Source organism: Celeribacter sp. SCSIO 80838 (assembly GCF_056498065.1).
Genome location: NZ_JAZKMA010000001.1, coordinates 3,049,694 through 3,066,582, shown reverse-complemented (window position 1 = coordinate 3,066,582; position 16,889 = coordinate 3,049,694). Strand labels below are relative to the sequence as shown.

Annotated in this window: 16 protein-coding genes; 5 read left to right on the top strand and 11 right to left on the bottom strand. The window is 59.9% G+C overall.

Features of this window, described 5'->3' with window-relative positions; all coding sequences use genetic code 11:
• Positions 1-239: 239 nt before the first annotated feature.
• From V1475_RS15400 to V1475_RS15355, 10 genes are all read right to left on the bottom strand, one after another.
• On the bottom strand, positions 240-641 hold the full coding sequence (locus tag V1475_RS15400; RefSeq protein ID WP_479413453.1) for a hypothetical protein: 402 nt from the start codon (positions 639-641) through the stop codon (positions 240-242).
• Positions 641-1,027 carry a response regulator gene (locus V1475_RS15395; protein ID WP_479413452.1) on the bottom strand — a complete coding sequence of 129 codons (387 nt, stop codon included), beginning with the start codon at positions 1,025-1,027 and terminating at the stop codon, positions 641-643. The genes V1475_RS15400 and V1475_RS15395 overlap by 1 nt, the downstream gene beginning before the upstream one ends.
• Entirely contained in the window at positions 1,027-1,908 is an 882-nt protein-coding gene (locus tag V1475_RS15390; protein WP_479413451.1) for a CheR family methyltransferase, read from the bottom strand. Before V1475_RS15390 ends, V1475_RS15395 begins: the two co-directional genes overlap by 1 nt.
• Positions 1,909-1,940: 32 nt before the next feature.
• Entirely contained in the window at positions 1,941-2,408 is a 468-nt protein-coding gene (locus V1475_RS15385; protein ID WP_066704893.1) for a chemotaxis protein CheW, read from the bottom strand.
• Between the two features lie 4 nt (positions 2,409-2,412).
• Entirely contained in the window at positions 2,413-4,722 is a 2,310-nt protein-coding gene (locus V1475_RS15380) for a chemotaxis protein CheA (RefSeq protein ID WP_479413450.1), read from the bottom strand.
• 9 nt (positions 4,723-4,731) lie between these two features.
• Positions 4,732-5,097: a response regulator gene (locus V1475_RS15375; protein WP_066704896.1), complete on the bottom strand. Its 366-nt coding sequence runs from the start codon at positions 5,095-5,097 to the stop codon at positions 4,732-4,734.
• A complete protein-coding gene (locus tag V1475_RS15370) occupies positions 5,094-5,375 on the bottom strand; it encodes an STAS domain-containing protein (RefSeq protein ID WP_434286936.1) in 282 nt (93 codons plus the stop codon). The genes V1475_RS15375 and V1475_RS15370 overlap by 4 nt, the downstream gene beginning before the upstream one ends.
• A gap of 183 nt (positions 5,376-5,558) precedes the next feature.
• Entirely contained in the window at positions 5,559-6,533 is a 975-nt protein-coding gene (locus tag V1475_RS15365; RefSeq protein ID WP_479413449.1) for a glucokinase, read from the bottom strand.
• Positions 6,534-6,536: 3 nt separating this feature from the next.
• Positions 6,537-7,877: a GH1 family beta-glucosidase gene (locus V1475_RS15360; protein ID WP_479413448.1), complete on the bottom strand. Its 1,341-nt coding sequence runs from the start codon at positions 7,875-7,877 to the stop codon at positions 6,537-6,539.
• A 137-nt stretch (positions 7,878-8,014) separates the two neighbouring features.
• Positions 8,015-9,043 (bottom strand): substrate-binding domain-containing protein, encoded by a 1,029-nt coding sequence (locus tag V1475_RS15355; protein ID WP_479413447.1) that lies wholly within the window; start codon positions 9,041-9,043, stop codon positions 8,015-8,017.
• Between the two features lie 344 nt (positions 9,044-9,387).
• On the opposite strand from V1475_RS15355, the gene V1475_RS15350 reads away from it, so the two are divergent.
• From V1475_RS15350 to V1475_RS15330, 5 genes are all read left to right on the top strand, one after another.
• Positions 9,388-10,656 carry an ABC transporter substrate-binding protein gene (locus tag V1475_RS15350; protein ID WP_479413446.1) on the top strand — a complete coding sequence of 423 codons (1,269 nt, stop codon included), beginning with the start codon at positions 9,388-9,390 and terminating at the stop codon, positions 10,654-10,656.
• A 159-nt stretch (positions 10,657-10,815) separates the two neighbouring features.
• Positions 10,816-12,021 carry a carbohydrate ABC transporter permease gene (locus tag V1475_RS15345; protein ID WP_479413445.1) on the top strand — a complete coding sequence of 402 codons (1,206 nt, stop codon included), beginning with the start codon at positions 10,816-10,818 and terminating at the stop codon, positions 12,019-12,021.
• Positions 12,022-12,033: 12 nt separating this feature from the next.
• Entirely contained in the window at positions 12,034-13,296 is a 1,263-nt protein-coding gene (locus tag V1475_RS15340; protein WP_479413444.1) for a carbohydrate ABC transporter permease, read from the top strand.
• 15 nt (positions 13,297-13,311) lie between these two features.
• Positions 13,312-14,976 (top strand): alpha-glucosidase, encoded by a 1,665-nt coding sequence (locus tag V1475_RS15335; protein WP_479413443.1) that lies wholly within the window; start codon positions 13,312-13,314, stop codon positions 14,974-14,976.
• 20 nt (positions 14,977-14,996) lie between these two features.
• Entirely contained in the window at positions 14,997-16,088 is a 1,092-nt protein-coding gene (locus V1475_RS15330; RefSeq protein ID WP_479413442.1) for an ABC transporter ATP-binding protein, read from the top strand.
• Between the two features lie 35 nt (positions 16,089-16,123).
• On the opposite strand, the gene V1475_RS15325 is transcribed toward V1475_RS15330, so the two are convergent.
• Positions 16,124-16,882 (bottom strand): NYN domain-containing protein, encoded by a 759-nt coding sequence (locus V1475_RS15325; RefSeq protein ID WP_479413441.1) that lies wholly within the window; start codon positions 16,880-16,882, stop codon positions 16,124-16,126.
• Positions 16,883-16,889 lie beyond the last annotated feature (7 nt).

Below are 16,889 nucleotides of genomic sequence, written 5' to 3'. Positions count from 1 at the left end.
TCGAATAGGCGGGCAATCTCAAGGGCGCAAAACAGAGTGTCTGTGGAGACAGGTGCTCTTTAATTCTATATCACTCTCCCTTTTGAACGGTATCGGGTCGGTTCCGTATGGCCTGTTTTTCTGGCTTGGTTCAGAGATATTCATAACAGAGCGCCGCACGACCGGGACGCTTCTTCAGTCAGATCTGGATGCTGAGACTGTGAAGGTTCGAGGTGAAGTGATTGCTTGAGGAGAAAGGTTCAGAACCAAGCGATTTCCCCGGAGTCGTCTTCCGAAAGGGCGAAAGGCGCGTCGATATTGTCGAATAACTTGTGAGCGAGATGGCGCAGCCGGATGACCTCGCTCAAAGGGTTGATTTCCACCAGCTCCTGTTCGGCCTGACCGGACAGATGCCCCATCACCCGTTGCAGATCGTCAAGCGTCTGATGCAGGCGGTCGATCGCCTGAAGGCTGCGTTGCACCGCCGGGGAGAGGCTTTTGGCTTCCGCAAGTGTCGGCCCCAGCGCAATCTGGACCTCCGCGGCCAAGATGACGAGCGTCACCATTTCGTCCTGAATGCGTTTGTTCAGCGTTTTCAGAGGAATGGACGCCGGTTCGGTCGAACTGTCTTGCGGCAGAGAATGTGCTGGGATCGGCGACATCAGAGTTTTCCCACGATGGCTTCTATTGCAGATCGCAGACCGTTCGGATCAAAGGGCTTCTTGAGAAAATTGTTCATGCCGAGACGTTTGCCCATGTCGATGATTTCACGATCGGCACGCCCGGTGATCAGCAGGAAGCCGATGCCGCGCGTGGGGCCGTTCGAGCGCAGGGCATGCAAAAGTTGCAGACCATCCATACCGGGCATGTTGTAATCGGAGATCACGAGATGCACCGGGGTGGTTGCGAGTTTTTGCAGGGCGGAAGGGCCATCCGCCGCGCTGGCGACGTTGCGAATGCCGAAAGAATCCAGAGCGTTGGTGATAAGCCCGCGGCTTGTGGACATATCATCGACGACCATGACTCGAAGTTGATCCCGCAGTGCCATCAGACCGTTCCTTTTGGGGCCTGCGCCTCAAGCGAAGGGAGGAGCAGAGCATTTTGCTTCGTTTTGTAGGTGGTGACGCCCGCATTTTCAAAAAGCGGTGCTGCACTCTCGCTCAGGCGCTCCGAGTGACCGAGCATTAACCAACCTCCGGGTTCGAGAATGTCGGCAAAGCGCCGGAATAGCCGGGCCTGCGTCTGTTCGTCGAAATAGATCACGACGTTGCGGCAGAAAATCAGATCGAATTTGCCCTTCATGGGCCAGTCGGCATGCAGATTGAGCTGACGGAACGCGACCATGTTCCTGACGTCCGATTTGAGCGTCAGTGCGGTTTCGCCCTCCTGTTCGGAGGATGTGCAGAAAGCCTTGATCATCTCATCGCTCAACCCCGTGGTCAGAGACCCGATATACTGCGCGCTTTTCGCCCGCACGAGGACCTCGGGGTCGATATCTGTCGCCAGAATCTTGAGATCCTTCTTGGCGAGGTCCGGGGCTTCCTTGAGGATCGTCATCGCAATGGAATATGGTTCCTGCCCGTTCGAGCAGCCTGCCGACCAGATCCGCGCTTTGCCCCCGGTCGCAAGCTTCTTGCGGAGATGCGGAATGATGGTGGTACTCAGATAGTCAAAGTGATGGTTTTCCCGAAAGAAATGCGACACGTTCGTGGTCAGTGCGGAGATGAAACTCTCCATCTCCTGCTTGTCCATGGAGGTCTCGAGGAAATCCAGGTAGGCGTCGAAGCTCGGGATGTTCAGGGCGCGCAGACGGCGGCTCAGGCGAGATTTCACCATCGAGACCTTGGATTGCGCAAGCACGATGCCTGCCTCTCTGGCCGCAATGGCGACGATCCGCGCAAAGGCACGATCCGAGATGGAGCTTGCCATTTTGGGACGGCCGCTTATGGAGGACAATTCGCTCAAGCGACCTCCTCGCCCTGCGGAGGCATGACGGCTTCCAGATCGAGAATACGGATCATCCGTCCGTCCACGATGGTGAGGGCAGATACGAAGGTGCGAGCGTCATCTGCGGCGAGATCAGGCGGCGGCTGCATCTCCTCGGAGGGAATGGCGAGAATATCGGACACGGCATCGACCATAAGACCAACGGTGCGTTCTCCGAGATCGACCACGATGATGACGTTGCGTTCGGAATCCTCACCGGTCTGCAATCCGAGGCGCGCCGACAGATCGATGATCGGCAATACGGTGCCGCGCAGGTTGATGACCCCTTTGACGAAGAAGGGGGCATGCGGCAGGGACGTCGCCTTGGCGGAGCCGCGAATTTCGCGCACGGACATGATGTCCACCGAGTAGTCCTGACCGCCAACGCGGAATGACAAGAGTTCGATAGACGATGAGGAAGTCAGTTTGTCGTTGTCGGTCATTGTCTTATCCTACATGAGCATGTTGGGGGGCGCGGGGACGGGTGCGACCGGAGGCCTGACTGACCAGATCGGTCGGATCGAGAATGAGTGCGATCTGCCCGTCGCCGAGGATGGTGGCGGCGGCGATGCCGGGGACACGGCCGTAACTGCCCTCGAGCCCCTTGATGACAACCTGACGTTGATCTTCGATCGCATCCACGGCCAGAGCCGCGCGGTTGCCGTCCTCCTGTCCGATCAAGAGAACGATGCCACCGACATAGCTCTCCTGCGGTGTGCGATAGCCAAGCTCCGCGCCGAGATCGAGCAGGGGGACAAAGCCGCCGCGGATCTGAACGACGTGGGTTTCCGGGCCAAGCGCCTTGACGTCGTCATCGGTGAGCGTGAGTGTTTCGAGAATGGCGTTGAGCGGGACGACGAGGGTCTCGTCGGCCACCCGCACCACCATGCCATCGAGCACAGCGAGAGTGAGGGGCAGGGAAATCGAGAAGGTTGTGCCTTTACCTTCTTGAGATGTGATCGTGATCCGGCCGCCGAGCGCCTGAATGGAGCTTTTGACCACATCCATACCGACTCCACGACCGGAGAGATTCGAAATCTCTTGCGCCGTGGAGAAACCGGGCAGGAACAAAAGGTTGTCGATATCGCCATCGGTCAATTGCGCATCAGCGGGGATGAGGCCCTTTTCGATGGCTTTCGCCTTCACGCGCTCGCGGTTGATACCAGCGCCATCATCGCTGACTTCGATCACGATGCGACCGGAGCGGTGTTGCGCCGTGAGCATCACGTGACCCTCGCGGGATTTGCCTGCGGCAAGACGTTTTTCGGGGTTCTCGAGCCCGTGATCGACCGCGTTGCGGATCATATGGGTGAGCGGGTCGGCGAGGCGTTCGATCACGGTCTTGTCGACCTCGGTGTTTTCGCCATCTGTATGCAGGCGCACTTCCTTGCCAACGGAAGCGGAGGATTCGCGGACGATCCGGCCCATGCGCTGGAACAGGGATTTGATCGGCTGGGCGCGGATCATCATCACAGATTCCTGAATGTCGCGCGTGAGTTGCAGGAATTCTTCAAGACCCGTTGAGACCGGTGAGTTCGGCGGAAGGCCAGCCTCAGTCACCGATTGGCTGAGCATGGCCTGATTGATGACGAGTTCGCCGACGAGGTTTACCAGCCGGTCGATGCGTTCGAGATCCACCCGCACCGTAGCGCGCGGTTGTGTCGGGGTGCCGGTGGTTTTTGCCGGGGCCGCACCCTCGGCGGGCGTGCTCTCGACATGTTTGGCGTGCTCTTCGTCATCGAGCGTTTCGGGGGCAACCATCGCTGTCACGGGTTTCGCCGGGGGCAGAGGTGCAGGAGGGGGGGCAGCGACAGGAGAAGACGGCTCCAGAGGCGGCAAGGGGGGCAGAACTTGGGCCACTGCGACCGGAGCGGCTGTCGCCGGTGCGGTGCTGGCCGAAAGCGGCGTGATGTCGAGCTGGCACAGCCCGTCGACGAATTCGAACACCTCGCGCACGGCCTGTTCGCTTTCTTCGGTATGAACGGTCAGGGTCCAGGACAGGTGTCCGATGTCGGCATCGATCCGGTTGAGAGCGGGCAGGGAGGTTGCGTGACAGGTCACGGCCAGATCGCCAAGGTCGCGCAGGGCGCGGAAGAGATACAGCGGTTCATTGCCCGAGACATAGAGTGCGGGCTCGGGTTTGAAGAAGACGATGAAACCTTTGCTGCCAGCGATCGATTCACTGGTAGGAAGTGGTTCGGTCAACGGAAGAGTGTCCTCGTCCGGTCCGGCCATGGGCAGGGTGGAGAGATTGGGAAAATCTGGCAGATTGGGAAGTCCAGGCAGGCCTGCATCGCCCTCGAAATCCAGAGACAAATCCAGTGACAGGGTGGCCGGGGTGAAATCGAGATCCTCTTCGGATTCGTCTTCGACGCCGACGAGTTTTTCGAGTTTTTCCAGCACCGGATCGGTCACGTCGGAGGCGACGACGTCATCGTCCCGGGCGGCACGCACGAGATCTCCCAGCACATCGGCGCAGGTGAAAAAGAGCCGGATCGCCTCACCATCCGGATGAAAACGCCCGGCGCGCACCTCATCCATCGCGGTCTCGAACCGATGGGCGAAATGGACGAGATCGTCGAGTCCGAAAGCCCCGGCGCCGCCTTTGATCGAATGCACGGCACGGAACACGATGTTGATCGTTTCCGGGTCGGTGTCGCCGTCATCCATCAGTTGCAGGCCATCCTGGAGGCTTTCCAGAAGTTCTTCGCATTCGATGAAGAAGGAGGCGCGGATTTCTGCCATCGGGTCGGACATGGGAACCTCTTAACCAGCCACCATTTGGAGAGCTTTGACGAGTTTGGCGGGGTCGAACGGCTTGACGATCCAGCCGGTGGCACCGGCGGCGCGGGCCTTGGCCTTGAGTTCGTCGGCGCTCTCTGTCGTGAGCACAAGGATCGGGATGCGGCTCCATTTGTCTTCGGAGCGCACGGCGTCGATGAAACCGAACCCGTCCATACGTGGCATGTTGATGTCGGTGATGATCACGTCGGGCTCGATGTCTTCGAGCACTTCGAGCCCGTGAATGCCGTCTTCGGCGAGATGGGCGGTAAAGCCCGCCGATGACAGGGCGAGATTGAGCATGTCGCGCATGGTGCGGCTGTCGTCGACAGCGAGAACTTCCAGACTCATGTCCAGGCCTCCGGTTGGGTCAGGGTTTCGGGGGTAAAGCCAAAGAGGCCAAGCATATCGATGCAGTTGTCGGAGGCATGGGCCAATCGCGTGGTCTTGCCTTGTGCCGCGCGCGTCTTGATGGCGGAGAGGATCACCTGAAGCGGCAGGGTGCCGAGATGACGGACATTGCCGGCATCGATCACCAGTGTATCGTCGGTGATGGCGGTGAGCTCCGCCAACAGGGGAGCCACGGATTGATAATCGAGCCGGTCGTGGAGTTGCACATGTGTGGTCATGTGCGCACGCCTTTTTTACGGCAGGGGTGAGACATCTCGAATTTCCCTTACAACTGCGGTCACGAGACCTTGTGTAAGGGCAAGGGAGTTAAAACGAGGTTACGTGCCTCGATTTTTATAGGCGCCGCGAAAATCTACGACAAATCGTGCGGATATTTTTGAAATACACTTTATAATAAGGGGTTATGGGTAGATGTTGTGCATGTGCGAGGCACATCCCGTAAGCGCCGCATAGTCGTCTTCGATCACGGAGACGGAAAAATTCTTCATGAAACCGGCAAAGCGTCCCTTATCGCGAAACGCCTCATCAAATCCGAAATGATCGAGGTAAGGCGCGATGTGACGGGCTACGCCGCCGACAAGGTAAATGCCGCCGAAGGGCAGTTGGATGAGTGCAAGGTTTCCGGCCACGGTGCCGAGCATATGGACGAAGAGCCGGGCGGCCTCGGTGGCGATGGCATCCTTGCCGCTCTCGACACCGGCCATGATGTCGGCTGCGGATTTCTCGCGCGGAGTTCCGGCCTCGGTGCCGAGGAACAGGTAGGTGCGTTCGAGGCCACGGCCGGAAAGCACGTCCTCGATGGCGGGAAACCCGTGCGCGGTCTCGACGAATGCGCAGAGCTTGAGCTCATGCGCGGTGCGGATCGGCAGATTGGCGTGACCGCTCTCGGAGGGGGCGACGAACCGGCCGGTTTCGGTTTCGAACACCGGAGAGGCGTTAAAGCCGGTGCCGATGCCGATCACCAGACGCACGGCTTGCGAGGGGGCGGCAGGGGCCTCGATCACCGGGCGGATGTTCTCTGGTGCGATCAGGCCCAAAGCGTGGCCCTGCGCCTGCAAATCGTTGAGAATGGAAACATGTTCGGCTTGCGTGGCCCGTTTGAGCGTGTCGCGGTCGATGGTCCAGTCGAGATTGGTCATCGTGCCGACCCCGTCGCGCACCGGACCGGCGAGCGCCACGCAGGCACCCTTGCAATCCACGCCGCCCTCATCCTCGACATATTGCCGCAAGACGCTTTCGAGCCCTGGAAACTTGCGGTTCGAATAGCGCCGGATCGTCTCCGGCAACAGGCTTACGCCGTCGGCCAGTGCCACACGGGTATTGGTCCCGCCAATGTCGGCCACGAGGGTGAGAGTGTCGGCGGGGTGTTGCGGCATGGCTCAGGTCCGTTCCAGAAGGTCTTTCAACATGTGATACGAGGCTTTGGGGGTGCGTTTCAACGTGTCAAAATCCACATGCACGATCCCGAAGCGCCGCTCATAGCCGAAGGCCCATTCGTAATTGTCCAGAAGCGACCAGTAGAAGAAGCCCTTGAGGTTGACACCGTCCGCAATGGCACGCTGCATCGCCGCCATATGGTCACGGATAAAGCCGCAGCGCTCCGGGTCGTCCACGACGCCATTGCGCAGGTGATCGTCCCAGGCCATGCCGTTTTCCGTCACCATCATCGGCAGATCGCCGACATAGCTCTCCTTGAGCCGCAACAGCAGCGCCTCAAGCCCCTCCGGGCAGATCTCCCAGCCCATCTGGGTGGTGGCGAGATGACCCTGCGTCGGGGCGGTCGAAGGCCAGGGGCTCTCCGGATCATGGGCCACAAGATTGCGGGTGTAATAATTGACGCCGAGCCAGTCGATCGGGCGCGAGATCGCCTTGAGATCTTCCTGCCAGCCATGCGGCAGATGTGGCTCAAGCCCTTCGAGTGCCTCTTTCGGATAGCGCCCCTTGGCGATGGCCTCGATGAACCAACGATTGTGGGTGGCGTCTTGTGTGGCGGCGGCCCGAATGTCTTTCGGCTCATCCGTAGCGGGCTGGGTGTGCTCGAAATTCAGCACGATGCCGAGGTTGTTGCGGCCATGGGCACGCAGGCGGGCGACGGCTTCGGCATGGGCCTTGAGCACGTAATGCATGGAGCGTGCAGCGGCGCGGATGTTGCGCAGACCCGGCGCATGATGGCCCAGCAGATGCGACAGGTAAGAGACGCACCACGGTTCGTTGATCGTGGCGTAGGTGGCGACCCGGTCGCCGATCCGGTCGTCGATCACTTCGACGAAATCGCCGAACCAGCGCGCGATGGACGGGTTGGTCCAGCCGCCGAGATCGGAAAGTGCTGCGGGCAGTTCCCAGTGATAGAGCGTGACATGCGGCTCCAGCCCGCGCTCGAGGATCGCGTCGGTCAGGCGGTCGTAATAATCGAGCCCCTCGCGATTGACCGCGCCGCGACCTTCGGGGATCACCCGCGCCCAACTCGTGGAAAACCGGTAGGCGTCGAAATTCCCGGCCTTCAGAATGTCCATGTCCTCGTCGTAGCGATGATACTGGTCGCAGGCCCGCGCGCCGTCTTCGGCCCTAAGCACGTTGCCGGGGGTGGCGGCAAAGCTGTCCCAGTGGCAGGGACCCGCACCGCCGAATTTATGGCCTTCGACTTGATAGGCGGCGGTGGCGGCACCGAACAGGAAACCGTCGGGGAAATCTTTGCGGGTGAGCGAGGGGGACGGGGTCATCGGATGCTCCATCTGTGAAGGGCTAACTGCGCTTATAGTGGGAAGGCGCAGGGGCAAACAAGATCAAAGCGCTTTGAATTTTGCGCTAACCGCATCGGGGCCGGTCGTGCAATGATCTGGCGCAAGGGGCTGTTTGGTTATTTGGGGGCGGGGCCGGTTGTATGGCCGATGAGCAGATCCGCATCGAGCAATTCGTGGCGCGGCGGGCGCTCGGGGTGGGCGATCTGGTCGAGCAGCATCTCCGCACAGATCCGCCCGGCAAGTTTTACCGAGGAGCGGGTGGCGGTGTAGATCGGTTCTGAACTGCCGTTGCGCATATAGGACAGCTCGTCGTCATGCACGATCAGCGACACATCCTTGCCGATCCGCAAGTCCAGCGTGTCGAGCGCGCGGCGCACGCCGTAACCGATGATAATTGACGAGGCCAGTAGCGCAGTCGGCGGTTCGGGCAGGCTCAGAACCTTCATCGTTGCGACATAGCCGAATTCCTCGGTCATCTCGGCGCTGTGGCACAGGGCCGGATCTTCCGCGATCCCGGCGGCTTCGAGGGCAGCGCGATAGCCTTCGCGGCGCTTGGCGGCGAAGTCCATCGCCTCCAGCCCGTTCAGCAAGCCGATCCGCCGGTGCCCGAGGTCGATGAGGAAGTGTGTCGCCCGCTCGAAGGCGCGCAGGTTGTTCATGTCAATCCAGGCATAGTCGTTTTCATCGGCGCTTCCGGAGCGGCCATGTACGACGAAAGGCATGCCGATATCGCGTAACAACTTGATTCTGGGGTCATCTGCCTTGGGGCCATGGACGATCACCCCATCGACCGAGCCTTTGGCCGCGATCTTGCGATAGGCGTCGGCCTCGCCGCTGTCGGGCACCACGGTCAACAGCATGTCGATGTTTTCGCGCGAGTAAATCTCGGCGGCACCCGCGATGAAATCGGCGAAAACCGGGTTGACCATCTCATGGCCTTTAGAGAGCGGGATGATATGGCCGACGGCGTGATTGCGTCCGGTGGCGAGCCCTCGGGCGCGCGGGTTTGGAGCGTAATTGTGTTTACGGGCGGCTTTCATGACCTTTTGCCGCGTGGCTTCGGAGACCTCCGGGTATCCGTTGAGGGCGCGGGAGACTGTCGTCTGGGACAGGCCGAGCAGGGTGGAAAGCTCTTTGAGGTTCATGTGATCCCCGTTGATGGTATTGCGTCGCGTGAGCCACAGGGCGCTGTGGTGTGGTCCGTGATATCCCACCACGCTAGACCGAGGTCGGGGCGAAGGTAAAGATGGGAGTTTCGGCCGAGCCGTCATGCTCGGTGATGTCATCGCAAGCTGACGTTGCGGAAGTGTTACAAGTTATATTCTGTGCCGTGAAGTCCTCTTGATCCGTGTCATTGACTTTTGGGGGGGGCTTCCGGCAGGGTGGGGTGGTCAAAGCGCTTTGACGTCCATGGAAGTGATTGATTTTCGGGCTGATAGCGCTAAGATTTCCTCACCCGGGTCCGGGTATGAAAACTGGGAGGTTTTACATGAAAAAGACACTTATGACCGGTGCTGCAACGCTCGCCCTTATGGCTGGAGGCGCGCAGGCACAGGATCTGACCATTGCCGGTCCGTGGATCGGCGCCGACCAGGAAATGGTCGAGAAGGTCCTTGAGCTTTTTGAAGAACAGAGCGGTCTCGATGTCGCCTATGTCGGCTCCGACAGTTTTGAACAGCAGATCGTGATCGACGCCGAAGCGGGCTCCGCGCCCAACATCGCCGTCTTCCCGCAGCCGGGTCTCGCGGCAGATATGGCGAAGCGTGGCTTTCTGACGCCGCTTGGCGATGATGTGGAAAACTGGGTGCGCGACAATTACGCCGCCGGTGAATCCTGGGTCGATCTCGGCACGTCTGTGGGGCCCGACGGAACCCCGGCGCTTTACGGCTTTTTCTATAAGGTCGATCTGAAATCTCTGGTCTGGTACGTGCCGGAAAACTTCGAGGATGCGGGCTATGATGTGCCGACCTCGATGGAAGAGCTGAAAGCGCTCACCGAACAGATCGTTGCCGATGGCGAGACGCCCTGGTGTATCGGTCTGGGCTCCGGCGCTGCGACCGGCTGGCCTGCCACCGATTGGGTCGAGGACATGATGCTGCGCACGCAGCCGCCCGAAGTCTATGACGGTTGGGTTTCCAACGAGGTGAAATTCGACGATCCGCGTGTGGTCGCCGCGATCGAGGAATTCGGCTGGTTCGCTCGCAATGACGCTTTCGTCTCCGGCGGGGCCTCCGCCGTAGCCTCGACCGACTTCCGCGACAGCCCGAAAGGTCTCTTCACCTCGCCGCCGCAGTGCTACATGCACCGCATGGCCTCCTTCATTCCGGCCTATTTCCCGGAAGGCACCGTCGAGGGGGAGGACGTCGATTTCTTCTACTTCCCGTCCTATGCTGAAAAAGATCTCGGCAACCCGGTTTTGGGCGCAGGGACGCTTTGGGCGATCACCAATGACAGCCCGGCGGCGCATCAGTTCATCGAATTCCTCGAAACACCTGAGGCGCATGAAGTCTGGATGTCGCAAAAAGGCTTCCTGACCCCGCATAAAGGCGTCGATGCGTCGAAATTCGGCGATCCGGCGACGGCTGCGATGAACGAGATCCTGCTCGGCGCGACCACCTTCCGCTTCGACGGCTCCGACCTGATGCCGGGCGGCGTGGGCGCAGGCTCCTTCTGGACCGGCATGGTCGATTACTCCGGCGGCAAATCCGCCGAGGATGTCGCCAAGTCGATCCAGGCCTCCTGGGATGCGCTGAAATAATCGGCGTCTAAGCCCAAAAGGCTCTCCGGCCCTTCGGGGCCGGTGACTTTCACGTCCGCCCCGCTCAAGATGGCCCCCGGTTCGGGGAGAAACGGTCAGGCGGGGAGGGCAGGTCCGGTCAGGAGACCGCGGCGCGACAGATCGAAGGGGAGAGAGACAATGCATCCGGCTTTTCAGGGTCTTCTGACCATCGCCATCGGCGTCGGCGCCTGTATCGGCTATTTCTATTTTTCCAATATCATTCTCGACAAGGTGATCTTCCCGGCGCGCAGCTTAAGTATGCTGGCGGCCAAGCGGTATCGTTCGATTGGTTATGCTGGCGTTGCACTCGTGATATTGGCCATCGTCTTAATTGTAGTGAAACCTTTTCCGCTTTGGACTTTGCAGTCTTGGGGCGGTTACTCCTCAATCGTTGCCGTTCTCGGCTTAGCTGCACTTCTGATTATCTCTGTACGGTTCGTTTTTCCGCATTCAGGAAGAACAGCAGGAGAAAATATCAACCGGGCGAATCTTGTCCGGCCCTGGCTCTTCCTGCTGCCGGGGCTGTTGGCGCTTGGGCTGTATCTTGCCTATCCGGTGATCGAGACACTCAGATTGTCTCTCACCGATCGCGATCTCGGCGGGGCTTATGTCGGGCTCGAGAATTACCGCAAGATGTCGAACGACCCGAAATTCTGGGAGGCGATGCGCAACAATGCCTTCTGGCTTCTGGTCGTTCCGGCGATGTCCACCGGTTTCGGGCTTTTGGTGGCGCAACTCACCGACCGCATCCGCTGGGGTTCCATCGCCAAATCTCTGATCTTCATGCCGATGGCGATTTCCTTTGTCGGCGCGGCGGTGATCTGGAAACTCGTGTATGATGCCCGGCCTCTGGGCACGGAACAGATCGGTATCCTGAACGCGATCTACCTTGGCCTCGGGGGGGCGGAGCCGATCAACTGGCTGACCCTGCCGTTCTGGAACAACTTCTTTCTCATGGTGGTGCTGATCTGGATTCAGACCGGGTTCGCCATGGTGATCCTCTCGGCGGCGCTCAGAGGCGTGCCTGAGGAAACCATCGAGGCGGCTATTGTCGACGGGGCCAACCCGTTCCAGATCTTTTTCCGCATCAAAGTGCCGCAGATCATGGGAACCATCGTCGTGGTCTGGACCACGATCACGATCACCGTGTTGAAAGTCTTCGATATCGTCTTCGCCATGACCAACGGCCAATGGGAGACACAGGTTCTCGCGAATTACATGTACGACCAACTGTTCCGCGCTCGCGACTGGGGCGTCGGTTCGGCGGCGGCCATGGTGATCATGTTGCTGGTGACGCCGATCTTGGTTTGGAACGTTTACAACGCACGCAAAGAGATGCGGTAAGGGAGCGGGATCATGGACAATATCGCTGGCAAGAAACCCGCATTGATCTGGGCCACGCATCTTTCGGTCGCGCTTTTGGTCTTTCTTTGGCTCTTCCCGACGGTCGGGCTGTTCGTTTCGTCTTTCCGCACCGCCGACCAGATCTCCAGTTCCGGCTGGTGGAAGGCGCTGTTCCCGCAGGTGCAGAACACGATGATCCGCACCGCGTCGCCCGAGACGCAGCAGCAGATCGATGGAAAATATGTGATCGAGGGCAATCTTTTCGCTGAAGAAGGTGCCAAGGCGGGCGAGATCTCCGTCTGGGGAACGACTTCACGGTCCATCGACGCCTATAAGGCCGGAGACACCGCCGATCTGGGCGAAGACGGTTTGTTGACGGTCGAGGTGAACGGTGATTACCGGCTGGTGGGGGACTCGGAATATACCGGCTCGCGCGGCGAACGCGTGTTCCTGACCGCGAAAACGCTGCCGAGCTTTACTCTGGAAAACTACCGCACGGTGCTGTTCTCGGGCAAAGCCACAGACAAGATGGGCAAGGCCTTCATCAACACCTTCACCGTGACGATCCCGGCGACCGTCATTCCGATCCTGATCGCGGCTTTTGCAGCCTATGCTTTGGCGTGGATGGATTTCCGGGGGCGCGCATTTCTGATTGCGGTGATCGTCGGGCTTCTCGTGGTGCCGCTGCAACTGGCGCTCATTCCGCTTCTGTCCTTTCACGGCGCGGTCGTCGAATGGTTTGTCGACCTCGTCGGCACGCCGATGGCCGACAACGCCCGGCGCTTTGCCGAGGTGGGGAGCATCGGGCGGCTTTTGGGCTTTGAGCCGGGCGATACGATCAATTCCAAGGGCTATCTTGGGGTTTGGGCGGCGCATACAGGCTTCGGTCTGCCGCTCGCGATCTATCTGCTGCGCAACTATATGGTCGGCCTGCCGAAAGACATCATCGAGAACGCCCGCGTCGACGGGGCGACGGATTTCCAGATTTTCACGAAAATCATCCTGCCGCTCTCGTTCCCCGCGCTCGCCTCTTTTGCGATCTTCCAGTTCCTCTGGACATGGAACGATCTTCTCGTGGCGCTCGTCTTCCTGATCGACAGCTCCGGCGACACCACAGTGATGACGCGCCAGATCGTCGAACTTCTGGGTACGCGCGGCGGCAATTGGGAAATCCTCGCGACCGCAGCCTTCGTGTCGATCGCCGTGCCACTGACCGTCTTCTTTTTCATGCAGAAATATCTCGTGCGCGGCCTTCTGGCCGGGTCCGTGAAGTAACAAAAGAGCAAAATCATGAACGCATCTTCTTCTTCCTCCGCAGGCTTCACCCGTGACAAAGACTGGTGGCGCGGCGCTGTCATCTATCAGATCTACCCGCGCTCGTTTCAGGATAGCAACGGCGACGGGATCGGCGATCTTCTGGGCATTGTGAACCGCCTGCCGTACATCGCCTCTCTGGGCGTGGACGCGATCTGGATTTCGCCCTTCTTCACCTCGCCGATGAAGGATTTCGGCTATGACGTGTCAGATTATTGCGACGTCGATCCGATGTTCGGCACTTTGGCCGATTTCGACGCGGTGATCGACACGGCGCACAGCCTCGGCGTCAAGGTGATGATCGACCTCGTGCTGTCGCACACCTCGGATCAACACCCGTGGTTTGCGGAAAGCCGCGCCTCCAAGGACAACGCCAAATCCAATTGGTATGTCTGGGCCGATGCCAAACCGGACGGGACGCCGCCGAACAACTGGCTGTCGATCTTCGGTGGCTCCGGCTGGGAATGGGATGCGGGGCGGATGCAGTATTACCTGCACAACTTCCTCGTTGAGCAACCCGATCTGAACTTCCACGAACCCGAAGTGCAAGACGCCCTTCTCGATGTGGCGCGCTTCTGGCTGCAACGTGGCGTCGATGGCTTCCGGCTCGATACGATCAACTTCTACACCCATGACGCCGAGCTGCGGGACAACCCGCCTCTGGCACCGGAGCTGCGCACCTCGAAAACCGCCCCGGCGGTGAACCCCTACAACTGGCAGGAGCATGTCTATGACAAATCCCGCCCGGAGAACCTCAATTTCCTGCGCAAACTGCGCGCGGTGATGGAGCCTTACAATGCCGCCGCCGTCGGCGAAGTGGGCGATGAGCAGCGCGGGCTCGAAATCCTTGGCGAATACACCCGCGGCGACGATCTCATGCATATGTGTTATGCCTTCGAGCTTTTGTCCGGCGACACGCCGACGCCCGACTATGTCAAGGAGGTGATGGACAAGGTCGCCGAGGTGGCAAGCGATGGCTGGGCCTGCTGGGCCTATTCGAACCACGACGTGGTGCGGCATATGTCGCGCTGGCATCTCGATCCGATGGGCGCGCGCGCCTTCACCACGCTGATGATGTGCCTGCGCGGTTCGGCCTGTATCTATGAGGGCGAGGAGCTTGGTCTCACCGAGGCGGAGCTGGCCTTCGAGGATCTGCAAGACCCCTACGGCATCCGCTTCTGGCCGGAGTTCAAAGGCCGCGACGGCTGCCGCACGCCGATGGTCTGGGATCAGACCCAGCATCACGGTGGCTTCTCCGAGGCACCGCGCACATGGTTGCCGGTCAGCCCCGATCACCTGTCGCTTTCGGTGGCGCAATCCGAATACGACCCCGGCGCAATCCTGCATCACTACCGCCGTGCCATCGCTTTCCGCCATGCGCACAAGGCGCTGATGACGGGCGAGATGGTGGATATGAAGGTCGAGGGTGCTTGCCTGAGCTTCACGCGTAAAAACGACGACGAAGAGCTCTATTGCGTCTTCAACCTGTCTGATCAACCCGCAACGCTCGACGCACCGGTGGGGAACTGGCATCATGTCGGCAGCGAGCTGAACTCCGCCTCTCCGATGGAGGACGGCAAACTGCATCTCGGGCCCTGGCAACCGGCGCTTATGCTGCGCGAACAGCCCGAAGATCAATAAGAACGTGAGGGGAGAGCGTCATGGCGGAGCTGAAACTTGAGAATGTCGCAAAGGTCTATGGCGGCAAGGTTGAAGTCCTCAAGGACATCAATCTCGACATCGCAACCGGCGAACTCATTGTGTTCGTCGGGCCTTCGGGCTGTGGCAAATCCACGCTTTTGCGGATGATCGCCGGGCTGGAGAAAATCTCCGGCGGCACGCTTGAGATCGACGGGGTGCGCGTCAACGATGTGCCCCCCGCACAGCGGGGCATCGCCATGGTGTTCCAGTCCTACGCGCTCTACCCGCATATGACCGTCTATGACAACATGGCCTTCTCCCTGAAGCTTGCCAAGAAATCCAAGGATGAGATCAAGGAGGCGGTGCTGCGCGCCGCCCATATCCTGCAACTCGAAAACTACCTCGACCGCCTGCCCAAGGCGCTTTCCGGCGGTCAGCGTCAGCGCGTCGCCATCGGTCGGGCCATCGTGCGGAATCCGAAAGTGTATCTGTTCGACGAACCACTCTCGAACCTCGACGCAGCGCTGCGTGTCGCCACCCGACTGGAGATCGCCCAGCTCAAGGAGTCGATGCCCGAAAGCACGATGATCTATGTGACCCACGATCAGGTCGAGGCCATGACGCTGGCCGACCGCATCGTGGTGCTTGCCAACAAAGGCATCGCCCAAGTCGGCTCGCCGCTCGATCTCTACGAGCGCCCGGACAACGAATTCGTGGCGCAATTCATCGGCTCGCCTGCGATGAACCTTCTGGCAGGCGAGATCATCGAGACTGGCGCGATGACCCGGGTGAAGCTCGACGGCGAGGGCATCGCCACCTCCGCGATTCCGACGGAGCCCTCCGACATGGGCCGCCGCGTCAACATCGGCGTGCGTCCCGAAGACATGCACCTCGCCGAAGGCGAAGCGATCCTCGACGGTGTGGTCGATGTCGTGGAGGCTCTGGGCGAGGTGACGCTGCTCTATTTCGTGGCCGAGCGCGGCAACGATCCGATCATCGCCAAGCTGCCGGGCATTCACGCGGGCCTCAAGGGCCAGACCGTGAAACTCTCCGCGCCGCCGGAAAAGGTGCATCTTTTCGCCGACGGGCTGTCGATGCGGCCGAAAGGGTGAAACTTGTGAGCTGTATGGGCCGCCTTTGGGCGGCCTTATTTCTGTTTTGCAGATGTTTTGCGAACCGACACTTGGGTGCCGCCCTGACGTTTGATCTCGAACCCGTTGAGATGCTCGACCAGTGTCATGAATTTCGCATGACCATAGTTGCGGGGATCGAAATCGGGGCGTGTCGCTCGTATGGCATTGCTGATCTGGCTGAGCGCATACCAATCGCTTTCCTGCTCGATCTTGTCCATCGCCCGCTCTATGAGGCGCTTGGGGCTTTCCTGTTTGACCGGAGCCGCCCGTTTGGTGGTCTCCATGTTGGTTTGAGAAGACTTCTCTGCACTGGATGCGCTGTCGGGTGAGGAGAGGTTTTCGGCGCGGATAAACCGTTTGCAGGCGTTGACGAATGCGGCGGGTGTCTTTTCCTCACCAATGCCGAAGACATCCAGCCCCTGTTCCCGGATGCGGCTTGCCAGGCGGGTAAAGTCGCTGTCCGAAGACACAAGGACGAAACCGCTCACAAGACCGGAATGTAAAATGTCCATGGCGTCGATTACCAAGGCGATGTCCGAGGCGTTCTTTCCGGTGGTGTTGGCGAAATGTTGGTGAGCGACAATGGCGAGAGAGGCCAGCACGTCCTGTTTCCACCCCTGTGGGCAGCCCCCGCTGAAATCCCCGTAAATCCGGCGAATACTGGCCTCGCCCAAGGAAGAAACTTCCTCGAAAATGGCCGTCGCATATCGGGCGGGCATATTGTCCGCGTCGATCAGGACGGCAAGACGTGGCAGTGAAGTGTTTGTGCTCATTCGGCTG

What these genes read in the sequence shown, in the direction of transcription:
- V1475_RS15395 (WP_479413452.1), bottom strand. Translation starts at nt 1,027, where the DNA reads ATGGCACTGCGGGATCAACTTCGAGTCATGGTCGTCGATGATATGTCC.
- V1475_RS15360 (WP_479413448.1), bottom strand. Translation starts at nt 7,877, where the DNA reads ATGACCCCGTCCCCCTCGCTCACCCGCAAAGATTTCCCCGACGGTTTC.
- V1475_RS15340 (WP_479413444.1), top strand. Translation starts at nt 12,034, where the DNA reads ATGGACAATATCGCTGGCAAGAAACCCGCATTGATCTGGGCCACGCAT.
- V1475_RS15355 (WP_479413447.1), bottom strand. Translation starts at nt 9,043, where the DNA reads ATGAACCTCAAAGAGCTTTCCACCCTGCTCGGCCTGTCCCAGACGACA.
- V1475_RS15325 (WP_479413441.1), bottom strand. Translation starts at nt 16,882, where the DNA reads ATGAGCACAAACACTTCACTGCCACGTCTTGCCGTCCTGATCGACGCG.
- V1475_RS15385 (WP_066704893.1), bottom strand. Translation starts at nt 2,408, where the DNA reads ATGACCGACAACGACAAACTGACTTCCTCATCGTCTATCGAACTCTTG.
- V1475_RS15375 (WP_066704896.1), bottom strand. Translation starts at nt 5,097, where the DNA reads ATGAGTCTGGAAGTTCTCGCTGTCGACGACAGCCGCACCATGCGCGAC.
- V1475_RS15345 (WP_479413445.1), top strand. Translation starts at nt 10,816, where the DNA reads ATGCATCCGGCTTTTCAGGGTCTTCTGACCATCGCCATCGGCGTCGGC.
- V1475_RS15365 (WP_479413449.1), bottom strand. Translation starts at nt 6,533, where the DNA reads ATGCCGCAACACCCCGCCGACACTCTCACCCTCGTGGCCGACATTGGC.
- V1475_RS15350 (WP_479413446.1), top strand. Translation starts at nt 9,388, where the DNA reads ATGAAAAAGACACTTATGACCGGTGCTGCAACGCTCGCCCTTATGGCT.
- V1475_RS15400 (WP_479413453.1), bottom strand. Translation starts at nt 641, where the DNA reads ATGTCGCCGATCCCAGCACATTCTCTGCCGCAAGACAGTTCGACCGAA.
- V1475_RS15370 (WP_434286936.1), bottom strand. Translation starts at nt 5,375, where the DNA reads ATGACCACACATGTGCAACTCCACGACCGGCTCGATTATCAATCCGTG.
- V1475_RS15390 (WP_479413451.1), bottom strand. Translation starts at nt 1,908, where the DNA reads ATGGCAAGCTCCATCTCGGATCGTGCCTTTGCGCGGATCGTCGCCATT.
- V1475_RS15335 (WP_479413443.1), top strand. Translation starts at nt 13,312, where the DNA reads ATGAACGCATCTTCTTCTTCCTCCGCAGGCTTCACCCGTGACAAAGAC.
- V1475_RS15330 (WP_479413442.1), top strand. Translation starts at nt 14,997, where the DNA reads ATGGCGGAGCTGAAACTTGAGAATGTCGCAAAGGTCTATGGCGGCAAG.
- V1475_RS15380 (WP_479413450.1), bottom strand. Translation starts at nt 4,722, where the DNA reads ATGTCCGACCCGATGGCAGAAATCCGCGCCTCCTTCTTCATCGAATGC.